This window comes from Streptomyces sp. NPDC001904 (assembly GCF_040297005.1).
Lineage (GTDB): Bacteria > Actinomycetota > Actinomycetes > Streptomycetales > Streptomycetaceae > Streptomyces.
Window position 1 is genome coordinate 1 of the sequence record NZ_JBEOYI010000013.1, and the last position, 21076, is coordinate 21076.

A 21076-nucleotide genomic window follows, 5' to 3' on the forward strand; every position below is an offset into this window, starting at 1 on the left:
CCCTCATAGCGGAGCTATGCGGGCGTTTCGGCAACGCCGCGAGCGTGCGTGCCAGACACCGCGGGGCAGGCAGGACTTTCGACACACGCCCTAGGGGGGGTCCCGCAAGACCTTGGGACCGTCTCTACGGTGTCGGGGAGTGTGGTCGAGGGGCTGGTTGTCCGTTTCCTGTCCATCCGGCGCCCACGGCGGACAGCAGCCTCAGCTTCTCGTAGCTCTCGCTTCCGGGCACCGCCGTGTACACGAGCAGGAAGTGGGACTGGCCGGGGTCCACCAGTGTCTGGCAGGTCAGTTCCAGCGCTCCGAGCTCGGGGTGGACGAGGCGCTTCACATCTTGCGGGCGGATGCCGACCTCGTGCTCGTCCCAGACCGCACGGAACTCCTCGTTCTCCGCGTACAGCAGCTCGGCATAGTCGGCGGCGCGGGAACCCGGTCCCCGCAGAGTGACCGCCTCGCGCAGGCCGGAGGCGAACATGCGGGAGAGGAACTCGTGATCCTGCTGGGCGTAGAAGCGCCGTGCGGCGGGATCGGTGAACCAGCGGTAGCCCATGCTGCGGGCCGGGCCGGTGTACACGGTGGTGTCTCCGGTGAGCGCCACCCCCATCGGGGACTGGCGCAGGGTCTCACCCAGCTCGGTGACGATCTCGGCAGGTGTGTCGTTCAGGCGGTCGAGCATGCGCAGGAGCCCTGGGCTGACGTGATCACCGAACGTGCCGCGCGCGGGCGGAGTGTGCCCGGCCAGCCGGAAGAGGTGGTCGCGTTCGTCGAGGGACAGATGGAGGCCCTGCGCGATCGAGGCGACCATCTGCCCCGACGGCTGAGGGCCGCGCTGCCGTTCCAGACGCGCGTAGTAGTCGACCGACATGTGGCACAACGCGGCGACCTCCTCACGCCGCAGACCGCTCGTCCTGCGCCGCACCCCGTGCGGCAGGCCGACGTCTTCGGGCTGCAGCGCCTGCCTGCGCCGCCGCAGGAACTCCGCCATCCCTGCCCGGTCGATCGCCATTCCGTACCTCCCTGACTGATTGCTCCCTGTCTACCTCCGGCGCTCCCCCTCAGCCACGGCCCGCCGATCCCCCTTTACGCTCGCTTCCTCCGTCCGGCCCTCACCCGGTCAAGGGGGGATCAACAGGCCCTGAATACGCGGACGGTTTCCGCGGGACGCTGGGAGCAACCCCCGCACGACCAGGAGAGAAACATGTCACGCACCCCCATCGACTTCACCGTCGCGGACCTGTCCGGCAAGCGGGCGGTCGTCACCGGAGCCAGCGACGGCATCGGCCTCACGATCGCCACCCGTCTGGCCGCGGCCGGGGCCGAGGTGCTGCTGCCCGTCCGCAACCCCCGAAAGGGCGAGGCCGCGCTCACCACCCTGCGCGCTGCCGTTCCCGGCGCGCGAGCGGACCTGCGCGCACTGGACCTGTCGTCCCTCGACTCCGTCGCCGCGCTCGGCGAGACGCTGCGCGGCGAAGGACAGCCGATCCATCTCCTCGTCAACAACGCCGGCGTGATGACCCCGCCGGACCGGCAGACCACCGCCGACGGCATCGAGCTGCAGTTCGGGACCAACCACCTCGGCCACGTCGCCCTGGTGGCCCACCTGCTGCCCCTGCTGCGGGCCGGGCACGCCAGGGTGACCTCGCAGATCAGCGTCTCCGCGAACCGCAATTCCATCAACTGGCAGGACCTGAACTGGGAACGCTCCTACAAGGGGCAGCACGCCTACAGCCAGTCGAAGATCGCCCTGGGCCTGTTCGGGCTCGAACTCGACCGGCGCAGCCGGGCCGCCGGCTGGGGCATCACCAGCAACCTCTCCCACCCCGGCGTCGCCCCGACCAGCCTGCTCGCCGCACGCCCGGAACTGGGCCGCGACCGCGACACCCTCGGTGTCCGCCTGATCCGTGCTCTGTCCGCCCGCGGCATTCTTCTCGGCACGCCCGAGAGCGCCGGGCTTCCCGCCCTTCTCGCCGCGACGGACTCCGCGGCTCGGGGCGGCGGCTTCTACGGGCCGAGCGGACCGGGCCATCTGGGCGGCCCGCCTGCCGAGCAGAAGCTCTACTCCCGCCTCACCGACCCCGAGGAGGCTCGCCGCGTGTGGGAGGTGTCCGAAGAGCTGGCCAAGGTGACGTTCCCCTGAGGCCGCATACAGGGCAGTGCACAGGTACGAGGGCCCCCGTGGACCGCCTGCGGCAGGACCCCTATCCGGTCGTCCAGTGAGCCGTGATGGTCTTGCCGGTGCCGGTGACGGTGGTCTGCATGCGGTCGCACAGGGATTGCACCAGAGGGAGCCCCAGTCCCCCGCGACCGTCCTTCAAGTCCCCTGTGCGTTTCTGGGGCAGTGCCGTGCTGGTGTCGGAGATCTCGATGGAGAGCTGGTCGCCGTCGACGGTGACGCTGAGGGACCACGATCCGCCCGGAGTGTGCCGGACGGCATTGGTCACCAGCTCACTGACGACCAGCTGGACCGCGTCCAGATCCACTGTGACGCCGTTCGCGATCAGCTGCTCCACCACCTGCTGACGCGTCTGCGCGATGGACGCGCGCGTCGAGTCCGTGGTGAACATGTAGCGCCCTTCGCGTCCGGTGTGTCCCGTTCGCGTGCCCTGCCCCCGCCGCCTCACACACCACATCACAGACTGTCTGTCACACCGGACCGGGCTGAGCTGCCAGGACGCGCGCGGCATCAACGCCTGCGACGACGGTGAAGGCACTCCCGACACCCGTCACCTCCAGCATGCGCCGCATGAAGTCGTTCTCGCCCGCCAGGACGACGGTGCGCCGGCGGGCCGTGAGCAGGAGCAGGTTCAGCAGGGAGGAGTCACAGAATCGCAGTCGGCTGACGTCCACCGTGAACAGCAGGCCGGCAGCCTCGCGCTCCGCGCGAGCGAACACCGCCTCCATCTCGTCCGCGTCTTCCGGGTCGACATCTCCGGTGAGGACCAGGAGCCACAGCTTCCCTGAGGGGCCGCTCGCTGCGACCGGGGTTCGGAAGGAGTGCTGGTCAGTCATGTCCCCCATCGTTCCCTACGGCGTGAAAGAGCTGTGCGGTGGGTGCGGATCTTCTGTGCGCGGGCCGGCGAGCAGCACTGCACCTGCGTGCTCGCCCCCGGGTTCCGTTCGTCGGGGGCCGGTGGCCAGCATCATGGTGGTGCCGATCGCGGTGTCCCGGGCGCCCGTGGCGCGCACCAGCAGACCAATGGGGGCGGATACCGAGCTGTCCGGTTCGGTCAGACCGCAGGGCTTGGCCAGCACAGCCGGCCGGACCAAAGTGCTCAGCCCGTAGGCAGCCGTAGCCGGTCCCGTCAACCGGACCCGTCCGACCGCCACAGCGCCTCCCGCGATTCGACTCCGCAAAGCCTTCAGGTTCCCAACCCTGCTGGCGTCACGCCATCACGCATCGTGAGACTCAACGCCCGTTCCCGTGCCGCGCCCTTGGCGTGCGGAGCCCGCGGCAGACACGTCGTCGACGTACGACAGCGCGTGCTGGTGGGCGGCCGGTCGGCTTCGGGCGTCGACAGCGCCGCGGGACCGCGCGGCGCATCGGCGCGCAGCCGTCACACGTCCAGGATCGCCTGCGCGGCGGCGTCGGCGGCCACCGGGTCGGCCGCCTCGATGGCCTCCAGCAGGGCCTGGTGCGCGTCCGTGGTCGAATGGCGCATGTCGTCGGCCAGGATCGTGTCGCGCAGCGCGGTGCTGAGCGTCGTGTAGAGGTCGAGGAGGAGCGGGTTGTGACCCGCTCGGGCCACGCACAGGTGGAAGTCGATGTCGGCGTCCACGAACTCCTTCAACTCCTCTGCTTCGTAGTGGAGTCGACGACGCTCGGCAGTGGCGCGCAGCTCCTCCAGATCGGCCGGTGTGCGGCGCCGCGCGGCCAGGCGCGCGGCGACCAGATCGAGGCCCTGGCGGACCTCCTCGACGTCACGGTCGGCCACGTCCGCGAGCATGCGGGTCAGCGCGACGCTCGCCTCGTCGGACGCGGTCACGTAGGTGCCGTCGCCCTGCCGGGTGGCGAGCAGGCCCGCGTGCACGAGTGCGCGGACCGCTTCGCGAACGGAAAGGCGGCTGACGCCGAGAGTCCGGACGAGTGAGCTCTCGGGGGGAATCTTCTCGCCCACCGGCCAGCGTCCGCTGGTGATCTCCCGACGCAGCTCGTCGATGACCGCATCCACCAAGGACTTGCGTCCCACGCTCTTCATGTCTTCCCGTCCGTCATGATCCGCGGCGCGCCCCGACGCCCGAGGTGATTATGCGTCGTGCAGCCGCCCCGGCACTCCGGGCCTCGCGAGACCCCTTCACCAAACATCAGATGTCTGATAATTCTATCGGCCAGCTCGACAACTCGGCGATCATGCATGGGGAGATGACTGGATGGACCTCGACCAGCGGCTGCGCGTCACGGGAGTGCGCACCGGTGAGGGCGCGACCCGAGATCTGGTGATGGAGCGGGGGCGGTTCGTACCCAGCGCCCCTCAGGAACCAGGCCTCCCCGAAGAGGCGGAGGCAGTGATCGACGGAGCCGGTCTGCTGGCGCTGCCCGCCCCCGTGGACGCCCACATCCATCCCGACAAGACGACCTGGGGCGAGCCTTGGCTCAGCCGGGAGCCCGCCGACTCGCTGGCCGCGCTCATCGCGTACGACGCCTCGGTGCGCGCCGGGATGCGCCCGGTCGCCGAGCGGGCGGGCGCCCTGCTCGACCACGCGATCGCGCACGGCACCCGCGCCGTGCGCGCCCATGTCGACGTCGCCCCGCAGTACGGCCTCGACAACGTGCTCGGCGTGCGGGCGGCGGCCGCGGCACGGGCGGATCTGCTGGACACGCAGATCGTGGCGTTCCCCCAGCTGGGCGTGCTCGCCACGCCGGGCACCGACGTCCTGCTGGAGAAGGCTCTCGACGAGGGCGCGGACGTTCTGGGCGGTCTCGATCCCGTCGGCATCGACGGCGACGGCGACGGACAGCTCGCTCTGCTCTTCGGGATCGCCGAACGGCGCGGGGTCGAGCTGGACATCCACCTGCACGACCGGGGCGAGGCCGGCCTGGCGCAGATCCGGCAGATCGCCCGGCGGACCGCGACGGCCGGCCTCGGCGGCCGGGTCACCGTCAGTCACGCCTTCGCCCTCGCCGACCTCGACGCCCCCGAACTCGCCCGCACCGCCGAACTGCTGGCGTCCGAAGGCGTCGGCGTCACGACGTGCGCGCTGGGCGCCGACCCCGTGGTCCCTTTCCAGGCCCTCGGACGCGCCGGAGCACGGGTCGCGATCGGCTCGGACGGGGTGTGCGACCCGTGGACCCCGTTCGGCGACGCCGAGATGGTGGAGCGGGCCCACCTCCTGGCCTACCGCACCGACGCCCGTACCGACCGCGAACTGGCCGCCTGCTACGCCCTGGTGGCCGATGGCGGAGCGGACCTGCTGGGTCTGGACCGGATCACCTTCGAGCCGGACAGTCCCGCGGACTTCATCCTGGTCGACGCCCCCTCGGTCGCCGAGGCCGTGGTGCGCAAGCCCCGGCCCCGTCTGGTCGTCCGCGGCGGACGGGTCATCGCGCGCGACGGCGTGCTCCTCGGCGCGGCCGGTGCACCGTGCTGAGGCGGCCACTGCTGACCGCGGCGGCCGCGCTGACGCTCATGGCCGGGTCGGCCGGCTGCGGCGGCGGGCCGGGCGGTCTGCGCCCCGCGGTCGCGCTCGACCTGAAGACGTCGACGCCGAGAGCGACCAAGCCGCTCGACTCCATCACCTGGAACCTGCCCTACGAGCCGCAGGGCCTGGACCCGATCAAATCGTTCAACTACGCCGAGAACACGGTTCTGTCGAACCTGTGCGAGAGCCTGCTGCGCCTCACCCCCGACTTCAAGATCAAACCCGGTCTCGCGACGAAGGCGGCCAACCCCACCCCCACGACCTGGGTGTACACCATCCGCGACCACGTCACCTTCTGGGACGGCAGCCCGCTGACCGCGCAGGACGTCGCCGCCAGCCTCGACCGACATCTCGATCCGAAGCTGGGCACCTGGTGGGGCGACTACTTCCAGAACGTGAAGAGCGTCCGGGTGACCGGCCCGATGAAGGTCACCGTCACCCTCAAGAAGCCCGACGTCCTGTTCAACCAGGCGATGGCCACCGCCGCCGGAGCGGTCGAGCAGAAGGAGCAGATGGAGCGCACCGGCGAGAACTTCGGCACGCCGAGGCAGGGCGTGATGTGCACGGGCCCCTTCGAGTTCACGCGCTGGCGCTCCGGCGACTCGCTCACCATCACCCGCAACGACCACTACTGGGACCGTGACCACCGCGCCGTGTCGAAGTCGCTGACGTTCCGCTTCATCGCGGACGAGACCACGGCCGTCAACGCGCTGCGCTCCGGCGAGGTCGACGGCCAGTACTTCTACCTGCCGCCGGCCGCGATCGGCCAACTCCAGTCCTCGCCCACCGGAACCGTCACCCTCGGCCGTTCCCTGAGCTACTGGGCCCTGCTCGACTCCACGAGGACGGGCCCGTACGCGAACCGCGAGGTGCGCCAGGCCCTCTCCACCGCCCTGGACCGCGGCGCGCTCGGCGCCGCCGTCTTCCAGGGCACCGCACCCGCCGAACGTGCCTTGGCCGGCCCCGCGTACTGGGGCTACGAGAAGCAGACCTTCAAGGACGCCTACGACCGGCTCCCCCACGGCAAGGCCGACGTGACCAAGGCCAAGGCCCTCGTCGCCCGGGCCGGAGCCGCGGCGAAGGGGAAGATCACCATCGCGGTGCAGGGCAGCTCCGCCGTCCACGAACAGACCGGCAACCTCATCAAGGCCACCGGCAAGCAGCTCGGCCTCGACATCGAGATCCGCGTCGTGCCCGTCGAGCAGTACGGCAACCTCTACAACGACCCCAAGGCGCGCCGCGGCATCGACGCCTTCCTGTCGACCTGGTACGGCAACGTGCCCGACCCGCTCGACGCGTACACCGTGTTCCTGGGCAACGGCGACAACAACTTCAGCGGGTTCCAGGGCGTCGACGCCGACCTCCGCAAGGCCCGCGCGACCGCGGACCCCGCCGCCCGCGCCCGCCTCGTCACCCAGGTCCAGCGCGGTGTCGTCGACGACGTGACATGGATGCCGCTCAACAACCTGCCCGTGATCCTCTACATGAGCGACCGGGTGACGGGCGCCGTGCCGTCCTTCCCCTACCTCTACTACCCCTGGGCCACCGGGCTGGGAGGACGCTGAACCCGATGAACTCCACCGTCAAGTTCGTCCTGCTGCGACTGATCGGCCTCGCCGCCGTGCTGCTCGTCGCCTCCTTCCTCGTGTACGGACTGCTGTACCTGGTGCCCGGCGGACCCATGTCGTTCCTGCTCGGCAACCGGACCGCGACCCCGGAGCAGATCGCCACGATCCGCGCCCAGTACCACCTCGACGACCCGTTCCTCGTGCGCTACGTCCGCTGGCTCGGCGACGCGCTCGGCGGCGACCTGGGCCGCTCCCTGGTCTACCGGCAGGACGTCACCGCGCTGCTCGCCACCCGCATCGCCACCACGCTGTGGCTGGTCTGCTACTCGTCCGTCCTGATCGTGGTCGGCGGACTCGCCGCGGGCAGCCTGGCCGCACTGCGCGGCGGACGCACCGACGCCCTCGTCAGCGGGGTCTCCTCGCTGTTCCTGGCCACGCCGGTGTTCGTCGTCGGCGTCGTCCTGGTCATCGTGTTCGCCCGGGGGCTCGGCTGGTTCCCGGTGTTCGGCGCGGGCGAGGGCTTCGGCGACCGACTGCACCACCTCACCCTGCCCGCCCTCACCCTCGCCGTCGGTTCGGCCGCGTACCTGGCCCGCATCACCCGCGCCTCCGTGCGCGAGGAGATGGGCCGCGAACACGTCGACACCGCCCGGAGCCGCGGCCTCGCCGAATCCCGGATCGTGCGCCGCCACGTCCTGCGCAACGCGGCCGTGCCGGTGACCACCGTCGTCGGCCTCACCGTCGCCGGCCTGCTCGCGGGAGCGGTCGTCGTGGAGAACGTGTTCGCGCTCGACGGCATCGGCTCGCTGTTCGTCCGCGCGATCATGCAGCGCGACTTCGCCGTCGTCCAGGCCGTCGTCCTGGTCCTGGTCGCCTCCTTCGTCGTCGTCAACCTCGTCGTCGACCTCCTCTACTCCGTCCTCGACCCCCGGATGGCCCGATGACCACCGTGCTCCTCGCGGCCCGCAGAGCGGTGCCGCGCGACCCCCTCGCCAGGGCCGCCGCCCTCCTCCTGGCCATCGTCGTCTGCCTCACCCTCGCGGCACCTCTGATCGCGCCCTACGACCCCGACCTGCCGGACCTGTTCAACACGCTCGGCTACGCCACTCCCGGCCACTGGCTGGGCGGCGACGCCCTGGGCCGCGACGTGCTCTCCCGGCTGATCTGGGGTGCGCGGCCCACTCTCCTCGGACCGGTCCTCGTCATCACCGTGTCCGCGGTGATCGGCACGGCCCTCGCCATCACCGCGGCCTGGTGCGGCGGCTGGGTCGACACCGCCGTCTCCCGCGTCCTCGACGTGCTGTTCGCCGTACCCGGCATCGTGTTCGCACTGGTCGCGGTCGCGGTGATGGGACCGGGACTGACCCCGGTGGTGGTCGGACTCACCGTCGCCTACACCCCGTACGTGGCCCGTGTGGTGCGCAGCGCCGCACTGCGCGAGCGGGCGCTGCCCTACATCGCGGCGGCCTGGGTGCAGGGCCGGCCGGCGCTGGCCATCTGTCTGCGCCATCTGCTGCCCAACCTGCGGCCCCTCGTCGTGGCCCAGTCGGTGTCCGCGCTCGGCTACGCCGTGATCGACCTGGCGGCGATCTCTTTCCTCGGCCTGGGGGTTCAGCCACCGACCGCCGACTGGGGACTGATGGTCAAGTCCGGGCTGGACAGCGCGATGCGCGGGAACGCGATCGAGGCCGTCGCCGCCGGTGCCGCGATCGCCCTCGTGGTGTGCGCGGTCAACCTCCTCGGCGACCGGATGGAGAAGAACCGATGACGAGCCTCCCTGCCCCCGCGACTTCCCCGGACGCCGGCGACGGTCAGCTGCTGGCGCTGCGCGGCTTCGGCCTCGACGTCCCCGGCACCGGCCCCGCCCACCGCTCCCGCCGCGACCGTGCCGACGCGCAGGAGCCAGAACGCCGCGTGCTCGTCGACGGGGTCGACCTCGTCCTGCGCCGCGGCGAGGCGGTCGGACTGGTCGGCGAGTCCGGCTCGGGCAAGTCCATGACCGCGCGCGCCGTCATCGGCCTCACCCCGCCCGGCGCCCGCACCCACGGACACATCGTCTTCGACGGCCGACCGGTCGACACCCTCAGCCGTCGCGAACTGCGTGCCCTGCGCTCGCGCCGCATCGCCATGGTCTTCCAGGACCCGCGCGCCCACATCAACCCCGTGCACAGCATCGGCGACTTCCTGACCGAGGCCCTGGTCACCGAACGCGGAGTGCCACGCCGGGAGGCCGAGCGACGGGTGACCGGCCTCCTCGCCGACGTCGGCATCCCCGACGGAGCCCGGCGGCTGCGCCAGTACCCGCACGAACTCTCCGGCGGCCTGCTGCAACGCGTCATGATCGCCTCGGTCCTGGCCGCGGAACCCGACCTCGTACTGGCCGACGAACCCACCACCGCCCTGGACGTCACCGCCCAGTCCGACGTCATGGCGATCCTGGACGAGGCCCGCCGCGAGCGCGGTACGGCGCTGCTCCTCATCACCCACGACCTGGAACTGGCTGCGGCCACCTGCGACCGTCTCGCCGTCATGTACGCGGGCCGCACGGTGGAGACCCAGGCCGCGCACGCGTTGACCGAACACCCTCGGCATCCCTACTCGGCCGGCCTGTTGAGGTCCCGGCCCGGCCTCGACGAGCGGATGCACAGATTGCCCGTGATCCCGGGCCGTCCGGTGGCGGCGTTCGAGGCACGCCAGGCGGGCACAGGCTGCTCGTTCGCGCCCCGCTGCCCGCACGCGGCCCCCGAGTGCGAACAACAGCAGCCGCAGAACAGGGAATTGACGGACGGCGCGCGAGTGGCGTGCCTGCGGGCCGAGGAGATCGCGGCATGGTGAACGACCGGAAAGACCTGACGGTGCCCGCCCCGCGCGAGGCGACGGAGAAGGGGACGCCGACACCGCCGGTCCTGGAGGCGGTCGGGCTGCGCAAGACCTATGGGGACGCCGTCGCCGTGGACGACGTTTCGTTCACCCTCGCGGCGGGCGAGTGCCTGGCCGTGGTGGGCGAGTCGGGGTCGGGCAAGACCACGGTGGCCAGGATGCTTCTCGGCCTGGAGAACCGGGACGCGGGCGAGCTGACGGTGTGCGGGCGCCCGCGCCCTGCGCGCGGTCGGCTGTCCTCGCGCGAGCGGCGCCGACGGGCCCGGGAGATCCAGATCGTCTTCCAGGACCCGTACTCCTCCCTCGACCGGCTGCAGAGCGTCGGTGACGTCGTCGAGACCGCGCTGGCCCTGCACTTCCCGATGGAGGCGGCCGAGCGTCGCCGGCGAGTGGTGGAACTCCTCGACTCGGTGGGACTGGCGGAGCGGCACCTGCCGATGCGGCCGGCCCAGCTGTCCGGCGGGCAGCGTCAGCGCGTCGCACTGGCCCGCGCCCTCGCCGTCGAACCGCGCGTCCTCGTCCTGGACGAGGCCGTCGCCGCGTTGGACGTGTCGATCCAGGCCCAGATCCTGAACCTGCTGGCGGACATCCGCGAACAGCGCGACATCTCCTACGTGTTCATCTCCCACGACCTCGCGGTCGTCCACCAGATCAGCGATCGGGCGTTGGTCATGTGCGGCGGCCGGGTCGTCGAGCAGGGGCCCACCGGCCGCCTGCTGACCGACCCGGGCGAGGAGTACACGCGCCAGCTGCGGGCAGCGGTGCCCGGCCCCGGCTGGCGGCCGTCCCGGCGCACCCGGCCGGCATGACGATGGGCGAAGTGAGCGAGCACTAGTCAACTCCCGCTCTCCTCGGTGCCGTTCACCACCAGGCACGCGCGTATGCAGCAGATCAGTCCGCCGCCGTGCACCGAGGAGGGCCGGACGTCGGATCCGGGGCCGGGGCGCCGACCGCGAAGAACCGGCTGTCGCTTCCAGCGATCGTCCGCAGCCGGGGTGCGGCCTTGTGACCGTCGGCCCAGGTGCACGTGACGGCGTGGACTCCGGGCGCGGTCCGCCCGAAGACGAACCAGCTGGAGCCGGTCGGGGTGAGTTTGACCCAGCCGGCCTCGACCTTGCGGTCCCCGGCCGCGTTCAGCGCTCCGTCATCCACGAAGGAGCGCCTCTCACCGACCTTCAGGTTGGCGAAGAACCATCCCGTGCGCCTGAGTTGAGGCCCCCCTGCACCGCCCGCACGCTGTGCGTCAGGGTATTCGACCTCCTCCATCGCGTTCCACGTCCGGCCCGCCTCTTTGGCGTCGGCGGCTCGTTTCCACACATCGACACTGAGGGTCCAGGGCTTTCCCTCGACCTGCCCGCTCGCGATCACCTCGGTCATGGGGCGGGGCGCGGCCTGCTGTGTCCTCGCGGCCGGTGCACCGCCGGCTCCCGCCCCCCACAAGGACGACGCCGCGATCCCGCCCGTACACACCAAGGCGAGCGCCATCACCGCTCCGGCCACCCGGCGCCTGCTCCTGCGCCGTTTGCCACCCGCCACGATCGCGTCGACGGGCGCCTGCTTGATGTGAGCGCCCTGCGCGGCGTCGGCGAGCAGTTCGGAGATGTCGGTGCCTGTCTCTGTCATGACGTCCGCCCTTCGTGCGTCACGGGAGTTGCGTCGGTTCTGGTCCGGATCGGCCCGATGGCGGCCCGAAGCCGGGCTATCCCTCTGGCCGCGTTGCTCTTCACCGTGCCCACCGAACACCCCATCGCGGCGGCGGTCTGCGTCTCGCTCAGGTCCTCCCAGTACCGCAACACGACGGCCTCCCTCTGCCGGAGGGGCAGTTGGGCCAGCGCGGCCACCAGATCCGACCGCTCGACGGCCTGTGCGATGTGATCGACGCTTTCCGCCAGGCCACGAACGTCCGTTCCAGAAAACCCTGCACAAGTTCTTCCGCTGCGTGCTGCTCTCCGGTCAGGAGATACGCGGTCCGCATCAGCCGGGGCCACCGTCCGACGACGAACGCCGGGAAGTTCTCGGCTCCCGCACCAGCGTCTGTTGCCGCTCTTGCCCTGTCTCTCATGGCTCACCTCCTCTCTCCACAGAGTCCACGAGCACCGAGAACCGTTGCTTGAGGGCTTCGCAAGCTCTCGGAAAGGAGATGGGTGTCCTGCCGCATGGTCGCTCGCCTCGGAGGTGATCCCCTCGCTCCGCGACGGCAGCGCACGATCAGACAGTGGTTTTGGCCATGACCCGGGTGAGCAGCTCGTCGCGCAGAGCGGGCCACTCATCCGCGAGCACGCTGTAGTACAGCGAATCGCGGCGCGTGCCGTCCTGGCGCACCATGTGGCTGCGCAGCGTGCCCTCATAGGCGAGACCCAGCCGTGTCAGGGCCTGCTGAGACCGCACGTTGAGGTTGTCGGTGCGCAGGGCGATTCGGGCAAGGCCCAGATCGTCGAAGGCGTACCCGAAAAGCAGCAGCTTCGACTCGGCGTTGTAGGGGCCGCCCCAGCACGAACGATCGAACCAGGTCGCACCAATCTCCGCGCGGCTCTCAGCCAGGTCGAGCTCATACAGACTGGTCGAACCGATCACCGCCTCGTCGCTCAGCCGCTGGACCGCGAAGCACCGCCGGGCTCGGTCCGCCAGCATGTGGCTGATCATTGCCTGCATCTCTCCGAGGGAGCCGGGCCGGGGTCGGGGCATCCACTGCCAGACCTCGGGATCCGACGCGGAGGGAAAGAGCGCTTCGGCGTGGTCGACGGACAGCGGGGTGAGACGAACGGCGCGGCCGAGAAGGAAGTCATTGCTCATCACGGCACCGTAGCTTCGGGCCCGCTGCCTCACGATCGAGTTGGAGATCATATTGCCGCCGGCACGCACAGCGACCGCGCCGCCGGCTACGGCGCCTTCCAGGACGCGGCCCGCGGCCGCATCGACCTCATCCCGCTCGACGACGCGATCGCGCACCACGGGCGGATCGCCAAGACCCTGCATATCCTGCGCCACGCGCTCGCGAGGAAGAGCTTCCACGGCCGCGCCAGGCAGCTCTACCAGCGCTACCAGGACGGCATGGAAGACCAGATCGGCACCCTCGGCTCGCCCTCAACGCCCTGGTCCTCTTCAGAACCCGGTATGTGGACGCCGCCGTCAGGCCTGGCCAGTCCCACCGCCGCCACCATCCCCAAGCCGGACGCACGTGTCGAGGCCGGGGTGATGTCTCCCGGCCTCGACACCCCACTCAGGACACAGTGATCCGATCGATGTCCGGAGCCCATCCCGAAGGATTGGCGAGGGTGACGGTGTTCCCTGTACCCGCCTTGAGATCGACACTCAGCGTTGTCGTACCCGGTGTCGTCCAGTCGGAGGTGGGAGCGAAGACGACCGTGCGCGGCGTGCCTCCGTTCACCTGGACGGTCGCCGAGCGGGACACGGCGGTCGCGTAGTGGAGGGTCAGTGACCTGGTGCCGCCGCTGCCTCCGTCGACGCCTTTGAACGTGAGGGTGGCGCCGTTGCCGAGGTAGCCGACCTTCGCGCCGCCCGAGCAGCCGGCGCAGGCGGCGACCACTGCGGTCCCGGTGAGGGAGTTGCCTGCGGCCTCGGCCTCGTAGCCGACGGGATCGGAGGTGCCGCCGGAGCCGACGGCCATGGCCCCGAGGTCGAGCCAGCCGTCCGCCTTCTGTCCGGCGTTCGCGAAGCGCAGCTTCTTCGCCTGGGAACTGACGTCCTCCAGGGGGTTCTTGGCCTTCATGACGAGCTGGTAGTCACCCGAGGCGACGCCGGAGAGGTCGACGTTCGCGTCGAAGTACTGGGCGTAGCCGTAGTCGAGGTAGGTGGGGTCGGAGCCCACGCCCCAGTCGGGGAAGGCCCGGATCTTCTGTGGCATGACCTTGCGCAGGTCCCATGGCGTCTCCCAGCTCTTGACGACGTCGCCGGAGGAGTTCTTGAGGCCGAGGCTGACCTTCCACGGGTAGTAGAACGGGGCGACTCCGGTGTTGCTGATCCGTACGCCGACCTTGGTGCTGCCCTGCGCGGTGTCGTGGAAGTACGCGCGGTCGACACCCAGGTTGTAGCCCATGAGCCGGACCGCGGCGGCGACCTTGGGGTCGGTCGGTGAGTAGGCGGCGCTGCCTTCGTTGATCTTCCAGGTGGTGTGCTCGAGTTCGAGGCAGGCCTTCATGTTGTCGACCGCTCCGGAACCGCCGGGCCAGGAGGCGAAGGCGGTGGGCTGGATCTCGGGCCGCACTTCACCGCCCATGGAGGCCGTGGTCCAGCGGTTCTCCACGCCCCGTTCGACGGCTTTCTGCAGTTGCGCGTACGAGGCTCCGCCCATCGATGCCGGCAGCGTGACTCCGGCGAGCGGGCTGCCTTCGCGGTAGCAGAACGAGTCGTCGTGGTAGCCGACCGCCGGCAGCGCATCGGCGGCGCCTCCGGCCGACTCCGGGTATCTGACCTCGATCTTCGTGTGCGTGAAGGCACTGTTGTAGGCCTTGATGATCTCGGCGCCGTGCGCGTCGGTGGGCATGTAGTCCGGGTACGAGTCGCTCGAGGTGTCCGTGTCGTACGGCCAGGTGTGCCACTCGCCCCAGAGACCGACAAGTCCCATGTGGATGAAGCCGATCCGCGCGTCGCCGTCGTAGCGCTCGCCGTACGCGGCGATGAAGTTCTTGAGCGCGGTCAGCAGATGCGGGCTGTCGTAGTCGGGGCTGGTGGTGTTCCAGTACGCGTTGGTGCGGTTGTCGACGTGCCCGGCGAAGCACGGAGGGATCGCGTTGGCCGGATGGCTGCCGGTGCCGCCCGGATACTCGATGTAGAAACGGATGGCGGCCTGATTGCCGTACGAGGCCGTCTCGTCGAAGGCCTTGTCCAGGACGCTCCAGTCGAAGTGCCCGCAGTCCGAGGCGTCGTTCATGACCTCGGACAGGCCGAAGTAGCTCCAGGTCAGGGAGTGCGGGTAGCCCGAGTTCTGATCGCCCCCGGGCTGGTAGAAGCGGGCGAATCCCTTGAGCGGATTGTCCAGCGGCGCGTCGGCGCCGGTGAGGGTGTGCACCGGGAGCGAGGCCGGGTTCAGCGACCGGTAGGGATCCTGGAAGATCGCCTGGATCCCGAGCGCGGGCGCCGCTGTCCGGGGCGCCCGCCCCGGCGGGCGCGGCCGCCGGAAAGGAGACGAGCCGGTGATCACCACCCCGCTTCTCGACGTGCACCGGACTCGCCGACCACGCCGACGGTCTCGCCGGGCAGCACGTCGATGTCGATGTCGCGCAGGGTCGGGCTGGGTGTTGGGGGACTGCTGCTGGAAGATGCCGAGGGGCGATCGCCAGGGCCACCGTCGACGCCGCGGGCCGCAACGGACTCGACCCTGGCTGCCGATCGTCGCGGTCGGGGAGAGGTTCACACCCGGCTCCTGCGGGACGTACCCCATGCGCCGGCCGCGCAGGCGGCCGTGCTCGACGGTGTGGGCGCCTGGGGCGTCTTCTGGAAGATCGTCATGCCCATGAGCCGCGGACCGCTGATCACCATCGGGCTCACCACCACCGTGTGGGCCTGGAACGACTACCTGTGGCCGCTTCTGACCGGGCGTGACGAGGCAGCTCCGGGTCGCAGGCGACCGCGCCCGCGATCAGCGCCGCCGGGACGAGCGTTCCGGTGGATGCGGTCATGAGAGCCTCAGCTTCGGGCTGAGGACCCGCGGCTGATCGTCTGCGACGAGCCGGTGTCCGCGCTGGACCTCTCCACCCAGCGCCGGGTCCTGGACCTGCTCCTGGAGATCCAGGAACGCACGGGTGTCGCCTATCTGTTCATCTCGCACGACCTGTCGGTGGTACGTCATCTGAGCCACCGGGTCGCCGTGTTCCACGGCGGCGGGATCGTCGAGCAGGGTCCCGGCGCCAAGGTCACGTCCGACCCCGACCACCCGTACACGCGCAAGCTGCTGCTGGCCGCGCCGGTGACCGACCCGGACAGGCAGGCCGAACGCCGGGCCCAGCGGCACCGGTTCGCGGCCGGCTGACCGGACGGCGGTGAGCAACGCGCTCTTGCTGTCGAAGTGGTGGAGCAGCCCGGCCCGGCTCATTTCGACCCGTTCGGCGACCTCACTGAGCGAGCCGCCCCGGAATCCCGAGCGGGCGAAGACGTCGAGGGCGGCATCGAGGATGCCCGTTCACTCGCGCAGCGGGGCCGTGGACTCCCGGACGACGAGGCTCGTGGCGAGCTCGACACGGTGGCTGTCCAAGGGCTGGTGCGCGGCAAGTCGCAGCAGGGAGCGGACTGCCGCACGGCCCATGTCGGCGAACGGCTGGCGGATGGTCGTCAACGGCGGGGACGTGTACTGGGAGGCCAGGGCGTCGTCGAAGCCGATCACGCTGAGATCCTCGGGGACGCGGAGGCCCCTGGTACGGGCCGCCTCCACCACTCCCAGGGCCTGGCCGTCGCTGGCGGCGAAGACGGCGGTGGGCGGCTCCGGAAGGTCCAGGAGTTCCAGGGCCGCCCGCACGGCCGGCTCGAAGCGGAAGAAGCCGTGCCGCAGCAGAGCGGGATCAGCTTCGATCCCGGCGGTGGCCAGAGCGGAGAAGTGGCCCGCGACCCGCGCCTGGCTGCACACCGCGTCCGGGCGGCCGCCGATCATCCCGATCCGCCGGTGCCCCAGCGAGAGCAGATGCTCGGTGGCCGCCATCCCTCCGCTGAAATTCGTGGCGCCGATACTGGGCACCAGGTCGGCGGGGACGTTCACCGGATCGATCAGTACCAGCGGCATCGCAGCCCTGGTCAGGTGGCGCTGCTGCTGCGCGGAGAGCTGGGACGTGACGAGCACCAGCCCGTGCCGGCCGGAGGCGACCACCCGACGTGCCCAGTGGGCGCCCAGCGGGTCGTCCGGCACGGTGCTCACCACGACGTCGATCCCGGTGAGCTGTGCCTCCTCGGTCACGCCGCGGGCGATCTCCAGGTTGTTGGGGTTGCGCAGTTCGTCGAAGGTCAGGTCCAGCACCCGGGGCTGCGGGACGGCCTGACGTCCGCCGGGGCCGCGCGCGACATAACCGTGCTCCACGAGAAGCCGCTCCACCCGCTCCCGGGTCTCGGGAGCCACGTCGACGCGGCCGTTCACCACCTTGGACACCGTGGGGACCGACACTCCGGCGGCCTGTGCCACCGATGTCAGGGTCGCGCGCCGCTGCTGATCCGCTCGGGGAGGCATGCCGAACCTTTCGATAGGTGACATGAAAACTACCGCAACCTTGCGAAGGGCGTGGGCCTTACGGATCTTGCGCTCCGGGCACCCTGCTGGAACCGGAGGAGGGGATCGCAGGTGAAGGCGCCGTGGTCGGCGGTCGTCCTTGGAAGTCACCGTCCGGCAGGTCAGGTCTCCGAAAGGGTCGGCGTGTAGTCGGACTCTGCGCGGGTCATCCCGTGGGGACCGTCCTGCCCAGGCCCAATGGGTGGCCGCACAAGGCGGCGGTCTGGCTGGTGGCGTTGGTGAGTTCGTTCATGTCGGTCTCGTCGGAGTCGGAGATGTCGTCGAGCTGCCCCGCGTCGGCCGACAGGTCTTCGGGGCCCTCGTAGCGGTCGGCCTTGTCGGCGAGGGTGCCGGCCGCCCAGAAGACGGGGTTGCCGATCACCCCGCCGATCCCCACGACCCGGCCGCTCAGGCTGTCGTAGGCCTCGCAGACCTCCTTGCGGTCGGTCGGGCCCGAGGCGCAGGAAGCGGCGGTCAGCACGAGCAGGCCGGATGCCACGGTGGCCAGGGCGGTGCGCCGGAGGCGCGATGTCGGGTGGTGCGTCATGCGGGTCGTCCTCATCCGTTGTCGCTGGTCGTCACTGGTCATCGCTGGTCGTCTCGGGTTCCGCGGGGCGTCGGCGACCGTCACCGGCCGCCGCGCCACCACGGCGCGCGCGGTGTGTCCAGGTGGGTGTCGCCGCCGCTGATCACCGAGTTCTGCACGCGGTTGTCGCGGCCCGCGGTCATGGACACACCGCGGGCGCCCTCGCCGTCCCGTTCCCGCGCGGTCGCGGCGTCGGCGATGCGCCGGGCGCACAGGTCGTCGCCGGCGACGTGCAGCCAGGCGCGGGTGCTCGTCTCCTTGACCTGGACGGGCACGGAGTGGAACGTCGCCGGGTCGACGCCCGGCAGACCGGCGCGCACGGCGGAGTCGCGCACCACGTCCGAGATCAGCAGCGCGGTGTCGGACGTGGCCTCGTCCAGCGCCCGGCGCAGCGGTTCGCCCTCGCAGAGCCGGAAGACGTGATTGACGGCGTTGCCGGCGTAACCGTGCGGGTCGGTGTGGACGGAACCCGCGTGGACCGCCATCCGCAGCCGGAGCAGGGGATCACTGCGGCGGCGCTGCCCGAGCTGCCGTTCCAGCCGGGGCAGCACCTCGGCGAGGAGGGCGTGGGTCAGCACGGGATGTCTCATCACGACCAGGACGGCGTCGCCCCGGTCCTCGTGGGCGCAGTGCCGCCAGAGCTCCTCGGTGAACGCGGCGCGGAGTTCGCTGTTGAGGTCCGCGCGGCTGCGCAGTTGCTCACGGTCGCTGCGGGTGCTGAACCCCTTGATGTCGGCGAGGAGGAGCTGGGTGTGTTCGGGGTGGTCGGGCACGTCGGTGCCGCCTCTCTGCGGGGTGGGTCGGGGCCGGGCTCCGGCGGTCGTCACACGGACGGGAGGGAGAAGGAGGCGCACTTCGCCTGCTGGTTGCGGGTGTCCACCAGGGACAGGAAGAGCCCGGCCTTGCAGACCTTGAGCAGCGCGTACTCGTTGGCGACGAGCTGCCAGCGGCCACCGGCCCAGGTCAGCCCGACAGAGCCCTGGTCCTTGTCCTGCCAGCGGAGCTGCATGCGCGCGCCGTCGCCGGTCTTCTCGGGCTCGCCCAGGCCGACGTCGCCGACCTGCTCGCGGTACGCGTCCGACTTGGCCGCGAAAGACGAGGACATGGACTCGGCGCAGCCCGAGTCGTTCGGCTGCACGAGCTCGCACCAGGCGGCGGTGTCGGCGACGCGTTCGGCGGTCCTGACCTGCTCCAGGGTGTGGCGCGCCCCGGTGAGGCCCGCCTCGCTGACGACGGAGGTGTCGACAGCGTCGTGGCCGTCGCCCCCGATCACGGCGGAGCCGCCCCAGAAGACGCTCACGACGAGCGCCAGGCCGGCGCCGGTCGCCATCAGGGGGTTCGCCAAGGCCCACTTCCTGACCTTGTTGATGATGATGTCGCCGCCCGCGATGGTGGCGTTGCTGACGATGTTGTCGCCGCCCGCGTTGAGGTTGACCCCGTCGGCGCGCGCGTCCTGGCGCCGGCGGTCGTCGGGGTTCCGCGAGGGGTCGTGCTGTCCGGACATCTGTCACACCTGTCTGCTCATGTGCTCAACGCCCACATGACAGCAGTGGAAAGACGGTCGTTCCGCAGCAGATGTTGCACAGCGACAGGAGAACTCGCCCCGTACCGGCCAGACTTCGGACCGTGACGAACGTGGCGTTCTGGAACACCCTCGATGCGGACGAACGCGAGATCATGCGCAAGGGCGGCCGCGAACCACAGCGGCCCTACCGGCCCGGCGACCAGATTCTGCGGCAGGGCGACGACCGGCCGGACCGGGCCGCGCTGATCATCACCGGCCGGTGCCGGGTCCTCTGGGACAGCGGGCACGGGCACACCACGTATCTGGCCACGCGTGGCGACGGGGATCTGATCGGCGAGATGGCGGTGCTGGACGGCGGCTCGCGGAACGGGACGGTGCGGGCGCTGACCGAGACCTACGTCCGCTGGTACGCGCGCGAGGCGTTCGAGGAGATGCTCACGCAGCATCCCGGCATCATGCGCAAGCTGCTGACCTCGGTGAGCGGAAGGCTGAAGGAGTCGGACCAGCAGCAGATCGCCCTCGCCTCGGCCTCGCCCGACATCCGGATCGCCCGCCTGCTGCTGCGGCTCGCCGACGCGGAAGGGGTGCCCCACGACGGGGGCGTGCAGATCACGGGTGTGACGCGTCAGGACCTCGGCAACTGGACGGGGATGGGCCGGGATGCCGCGACCCGGTGCGTCGTCCGGTTGCAGAAGCTGAGCCTGCTCGGCACGATCTCATCCCGGGGCCGGGTGCTGATCCTCGATCGGGAGGGGCTGCGGCGGCACGCGACCCGCCCCTCCGACGGCTGAGGGCGGCTCACGCGCCCGTGCGAAGTACCCGGCCGGCTCAGGGCGTCTGCCACTTCTGTGCCGTGTTGCCCGAGCACCAGGCGATCTGGAGAGGCGTGCCGTCCGCGGTGGCGGCGTTGGCGACGTCCAGGCATTTGTCGGCCGCCACGTTGACGACGTCCGCGTTGGGCGAGATCCGCCACTGGCGCACGGGTGAGGTGTCGCAGCCCACCATCACCAGGCGGGCCCCGTCCTTGGTCGAGTTGCCCGCCGTCGACAGGCACTTGCCCTGGTTGCGGAGGGTGCCGTCGGAGGCGAAGAACCAGACCTGGTCGGCGCCGCCGTCGCAGGCGCGCAGTTGCAGGCCCTGGGCCGCGCGCTGGGCGCACTTGCCGGCGAGGCCCTTGACCGGTCCCCTGGGTCCGGTCAGTTTCTGCGGCACGGGAGCCTTCTTGGCGGTGTCCGACGAGGAGTTGCCGCTCTTCTCCTCCGAACTCCCCGATCCGGCCGTCGGCTTGGCAGCGACCGCGGGGGCGCCGCCGTCGTGGACGGTGACGGTGGGCGCCGGCTTCTTCTTGTGCTCCTCGTCGCTCTTCGTCCCGGCCGTCGCGCTCCGCGAGCCGTCGGGCGACGGCGCCGAGGTCGGACTCTCCGACGCGGAGGCGGACGGCGGGGCGGGGACCACCGCCCGCGGGGGGTCCGGCTCCGAGGAGAGCCCGTGGGCGAGTGCGGTGCCGCCGAGGACCGCGCCGGTGACGGCGGCGACCGAACCCACCGTCACGAAGACGCGGCGGCCGGGCATCAGCCCGATCCGTACACGGGACGGCTTGCGGGTGTACGTCTGGGAGAAACGGGGCGGTGGCACGGGACCTCCGGCGGTGGCTGCGATCGGACGGACGA

At 70.9% G+C, this 21076-nt stretch carries 21 protein-coding genes and 4 pseudogenes; 11 read left to right on the forward strand and 14 right to left on the reverse strand.

The window, feature by feature from the left end:
• Window positions 1-124: 124 nt before the first annotated feature.
• Complete coding sequence (locus tag ABT127_RS21370; RefSeq protein WP_351452257.1) at window positions 125-1006, reverse strand: helix-turn-helix transcriptional regulator; 882 nt, start codon at window positions 1004-1006, stop codon at window positions 125-127.
• Window positions 1007-1198: 192 nt separating this feature from the next.
• Here ABT127_RS21370 and ABT127_RS21375 point away from each other — a divergent pair, with 192 nt between their 5' ends.
• Window positions 1199-2137 carry an SDR family oxidoreductase gene (locus tag ABT127_RS21375; RefSeq protein WP_351452260.1) on the forward strand — a complete coding sequence of 313 codons (939 nt, stop codon included), beginning with the start codon at window positions 1199-1201 and terminating at the stop codon, window positions 2135-2137.
• Between the two features lie 61 nt (window positions 2138-2198).
• On the opposite strand, the gene ABT127_RS21380 is transcribed toward ABT127_RS21375, so the two are convergent.
• The 3 genes from ABT127_RS21380 to ABT127_RS21390 form a co-directional block, all read right to left on the reverse strand.
• Window positions 2199-2564, reverse strand: a complete 366-nt coding sequence (locus tag ABT127_RS21380; protein ID WP_351452263.1) for an ATP-binding protein — start codon at window positions 2562-2564, stop codon at window positions 2199-2201.
• Window positions 2565-2643: 79 nt separating this feature from the next.
• Window positions 2644-3009: an STAS domain-containing protein gene (locus ABT127_RS21385; protein ID WP_351452265.1), complete on the reverse strand. Its 366-nt coding sequence runs from the start codon at window positions 3007-3009 to the stop codon at window positions 2644-2646.
• A gap of 545 nt (window positions 3010-3554) precedes the next feature.
• Window positions 3555-4196 (reverse strand): FadR/GntR family transcriptional regulator, encoded by a 642-nt coding sequence (locus ABT127_RS21390; protein WP_351452268.1) that lies wholly within the window; start codon window positions 4194-4196, stop codon window positions 3555-3557.
• A gap of 172 nt (window positions 4197-4368) precedes the next feature.
• On the opposite strand from ABT127_RS21390, the gene ABT127_RS21395 reads away from it, so the two are divergent.
• The 6 genes from ABT127_RS21395 to ABT127_RS21420 are packed head-to-tail and all read left to right on the forward strand — an operon-like array spanning window position 4369 to window position 10894.
• Entirely contained in the window at window positions 4369-5586 is a 1218-nt protein-coding gene (locus ABT127_RS21395; RefSeq protein ID WP_351452270.1) for an amidohydrolase, read from the forward strand.
• On the forward strand, window positions 5580-7202 hold the full coding sequence (locus tag ABT127_RS21400; protein ID WP_351452273.1) for an ABC transporter substrate-binding protein: 1623 nt from the start codon (window positions 5580-5582) through the stop codon (window positions 7200-7202). Before ABT127_RS21395 ends, ABT127_RS21400 begins: the two co-directional genes overlap by 7 nt.
• Window positions 7203-7207: 5 nt before the next feature.
• Window positions 7208-8149, forward strand: coding sequence for an ABC transporter permease (locus tag ABT127_RS21405; RefSeq protein ID WP_351452276.1), 942 nt, complete (start codon window positions 7208-7210; stop codon window positions 8147-8149).
• The gene (locus ABT127_RS21410) at window positions 8146-8973 is read left to right on the forward strand and encodes an ABC transporter permease (RefSeq protein WP_351452279.1); all 828 of its coding nucleotides are present in this window, start codon (window positions 8146-8148) and stop codon (window positions 8971-8973) included. Before ABT127_RS21405 ends, ABT127_RS21410 begins: the two co-directional genes overlap by 4 nt.
• Window positions 8970-10040, forward strand: coding sequence for an ABC transporter ATP-binding protein (locus ABT127_RS21415; protein ID WP_351452282.1), 1071 nt, complete (start codon window positions 8970-8972; stop codon window positions 10038-10040). Before ABT127_RS21410 ends, ABT127_RS21415 begins: the two co-directional genes overlap by 4 nt.
• Complete coding sequence (locus ABT127_RS21420; protein ID WP_351452285.1) at window positions 10034-10894, forward strand: ABC transporter ATP-binding protein; 861 nt, start codon at window positions 10034-10036, stop codon at window positions 10892-10894. Before ABT127_RS21415 ends, ABT127_RS21420 begins: the two co-directional genes overlap by 7 nt.
• A gap of 82 nt (window positions 10895-10976) precedes the next feature.
• On the opposite strand, the gene ABT127_RS21425 is transcribed toward ABT127_RS21420, so the two are convergent.
• The 3 genes and pseudogenes from ABT127_RS21425 to ABT127_RS21435 form a co-directional block, all read right to left on the reverse strand.
• Window positions 10977-11708, reverse strand: coding sequence for a hypothetical protein (locus ABT127_RS21425; protein ID WP_351452287.1), 732 nt, complete (start codon window positions 11706-11708; stop codon window positions 10977-10979).
• A pseudogene (locus tag ABT127_RS21430) lies at window positions 11705-12147 on the reverse strand (sigma-70 family RNA polymerase sigma factor). The gene ABT127_RS21425 and the pseudogene ABT127_RS21430 overlap by 4 nt, the downstream one beginning before the upstream one ends.
• Window positions 12148-12293: 146 nt before the next feature.
• Window positions 12294-13061 carry a GNAT family N-acetyltransferase gene (locus tag ABT127_RS21435; RefSeq protein WP_351452736.1) on the reverse strand — a complete coding sequence of 256 codons (768 nt, stop codon included), beginning with the start codon at window positions 13059-13061 and terminating at the stop codon, window positions 12294-12296.
• On the opposite strand from ABT127_RS21435, the pseudogene ABT127_RS21440 reads away from it, so the two are divergent.
• Window positions 12951-13216, forward strand: a pseudogene (locus tag ABT127_RS21440) (hypothetical protein); the annotation flags it as partial. The gene ABT127_RS21435 and the pseudogene ABT127_RS21440 sit on opposite strands and share 111 nt — an antisense overlap.
• An 89-nt stretch (window positions 13217-13305) precedes the next feature.
• On the opposite strand, the gene ABT127_RS21445 reads toward ABT127_RS21440, so the two are convergent.
• The gene (locus tag ABT127_RS21445; protein ID WP_351452290.1) at window positions 13306-15246 is read right to left on the reverse strand and encodes a DUF4832 domain-containing protein; all 1941 of its coding nucleotides are present in this window, start codon (window positions 15244-15246) and stop codon (window positions 13306-13308) included.
• A 72-nt stretch (window positions 15247-15318) separates the two neighbouring features.
• On the opposite strand from ABT127_RS21445, the gene ABT127_RS21450 reads away from it, so the two are divergent.
• Both ABT127_RS21450 and ABT127_RS21455 read left to right on the forward strand, forming a co-directional pair.
• Window positions 15319-15726, forward strand: a complete 408-nt coding sequence (locus ABT127_RS21450; RefSeq protein ID WP_351452739.1) for an ABC transporter permease subunit — start codon at window positions 15319-15321, stop codon at window positions 15724-15726.
• A 21-nt stretch (window positions 15727-15747) separates the two neighbouring features.
• A pseudogene (locus ABT127_RS21455) lies at window positions 15748-16074 on the forward strand (ABC transporter ATP-binding protein); the annotation flags it as partial.
• A gap of 15 nt (window positions 16075-16089) precedes the next feature.
• Here ABT127_RS21455 and ABT127_RS21460 read toward each other — a convergent pair.
• The 5 genes and pseudogenes from ABT127_RS21460 to ABT127_RS21480 all read right to left on the reverse strand — a co-directional run.
• Window positions 16090-16218 (reverse strand): annotated as a pseudogene (locus ABT127_RS21460) (helix-turn-helix domain-containing protein); the annotation flags it as partial.
• A gap of 6 nt (window positions 16219-16224) precedes the next feature.
• On the reverse strand, window positions 16225-17256 hold the full coding sequence (locus ABT127_RS21465; protein ID WP_351452292.1) for a LacI family DNA-binding transcriptional regulator: 1032 nt from the start codon (window positions 17254-17256) through the stop codon (window positions 16225-16227).
• Window positions 17257-17461: 205 nt separating this feature from the next.
• Window positions 17462-17842: a molybdenum ABC transporter substrate-binding protein gene (locus ABT127_RS21470; protein ID WP_351452294.1), complete on the reverse strand. Its 381-nt coding sequence runs from the start codon at window positions 17840-17842 to the stop codon at window positions 17462-17464.
• A gap of 80 nt (window positions 17843-17922) precedes the next feature.
• Window positions 17923-18654 carry a nucleotidyl cyclase domain-containing protein gene (locus tag ABT127_RS21475; protein WP_351452297.1) on the reverse strand — a complete coding sequence of 244 codons (732 nt, stop codon included), beginning with the start codon at window positions 18652-18654 and terminating at the stop codon, window positions 17923-17925.
• Between the two features lie 50 nt (window positions 18655-18704).
• Window positions 18705-19385 (reverse strand): hypothetical protein, encoded by a 681-nt coding sequence (locus ABT127_RS21480; RefSeq protein ID WP_351452299.1) that lies wholly within the window; start codon window positions 19383-19385, stop codon window positions 18705-18707.
• A 122-nt stretch (window positions 19386-19507) separates the two neighbouring features.
• Between ABT127_RS21480 and ABT127_RS21485 the strand changes: the two genes are divergently transcribed.
• On the forward strand, window positions 19508-20197 hold the full coding sequence (locus tag ABT127_RS21485) for a Crp/Fnr family transcriptional regulator (protein ID WP_351452301.1): 690 nt from the start codon (window positions 19508-19510) through the stop codon (window positions 20195-20197).
• Window positions 20198-20234: 37 nt separating this feature from the next.
• Here ABT127_RS21485 and ABT127_RS21490 read toward each other — a convergent pair whose 3' ends face one another.
• A complete protein-coding gene (locus ABT127_RS21490; protein ID WP_351452304.1) occupies window positions 20235-21041 on the reverse strand; it encodes a ricin-type beta-trefoil lectin domain protein in 807 nt (268 codons plus the stop codon).
• Between the last annotated feature and the right edge of the window lie 35 nt (window positions 21042-21076).

What these genes read in the sequence shown, in the direction of transcription:
- ABT127_RS21435 (WP_351452736.1), bottom strand. Translation starts at nt 13,061, where the DNA reads ATGCAGGGTCTTGGCGATCCGCCCGTGGTGCGCGATCGCGTCGTCGAG.
- ABT127_RS21405 (WP_351452276.1), top strand. Translation starts at nt 7,208, where the DNA reads ATGAACTCCACCGTCAAGTTCGTCCTGCTGCGACTGATCGGCCTCGCC.
- ABT127_RS21390 (WP_351452268.1), bottom strand. Translation starts at nt 4,196, where the DNA reads ATGAAGAGCGTGGGACGCAAGTCCTTGGTGGATGCGGTCATCGACGAG.
- ABT127_RS21410 (WP_351452279.1), top strand. Translation starts at nt 8,146, where the DNA reads ATGACCACCGTGCTCCTCGCGGCCCGCAGAGCGGTGCCGCGCGACCCC.
- ABT127_RS21425 (WP_351452287.1), bottom strand. Translation starts at nt 11,708, where the DNA reads ATGACAGAGACAGGCACCGACATCTCCGAACTGCTCGCCGACGCCGCG.
- ABT127_RS21380 (WP_351452263.1), bottom strand. Translation starts at nt 2,564, where the DNA reads ATGTTCACCACGGACTCGACGCGCGCGTCCATCGCGCAGACGCGTCAG.
- ABT127_RS21465 (WP_351452292.1), bottom strand. Translation starts at nt 17,256, where the DNA reads ATGCCTCCCCGAGCGGATCAGCAGCGGCGCGCGACCCTGACATCGGTG.
- ABT127_RS21450 (WP_351452739.1), top strand. Translation starts at nt 15,319, where the DNA reads ATGTCGCGCAGGGTCGGGCTGGGTGTTGGGGGACTGCTGCTGGAAGAT.
- ABT127_RS21370 (WP_351452257.1), bottom strand. Translation starts at nt 1,006, where the DNA reads ATGGCGATCGACCGGGCAGGGATGGCGGAGTTCCTGCGGCGGCGCAGG.
- ABT127_RS21420 (WP_351452285.1), top strand. Translation starts at nt 10,034, where the DNA reads ATGGTGAACGACCGGAAAGACCTGACGGTGCCCGCCCCGCGCGAGGCG.
- ABT127_RS21415 (WP_351452282.1), top strand. Translation starts at nt 8,970, where the DNA reads ATGACGAGCCTCCCTGCCCCCGCGACTTCCCCGGACGCCGGCGACGGT.
- ABT127_RS21385 (WP_351452265.1), bottom strand. Translation starts at nt 3,009, where the DNA reads ATGACTGACCAGCACTCCTTCCGAACCCCGGTCGCAGCGAGCGGCCCC.
- ABT127_RS21375 (WP_351452260.1), top strand. Translation starts at nt 1,199, where the DNA reads ATGTCACGCACCCCCATCGACTTCACCGTCGCGGACCTGTCCGGCAAG.
- ABT127_RS21470 (WP_351452294.1), bottom strand. Translation starts at nt 17,842, where the DNA reads ATGACGCACCACCCGACATCGCGCCTCCGGCGCACCGCCCTGGCCACC.
- ABT127_RS21480 (WP_351452299.1), bottom strand. Translation starts at nt 19,385, where the DNA reads ATGTCCGGACAGCACGACCCCTCGCGGAACCCCGACGACCGCCGGCGC.
- ABT127_RS21395 (WP_351452270.1), top strand. Translation starts at nt 4,369, where the DNA reads ATGGACCTCGACCAGCGGCTGCGCGTCACGGGAGTGCGCACCGGTGAG.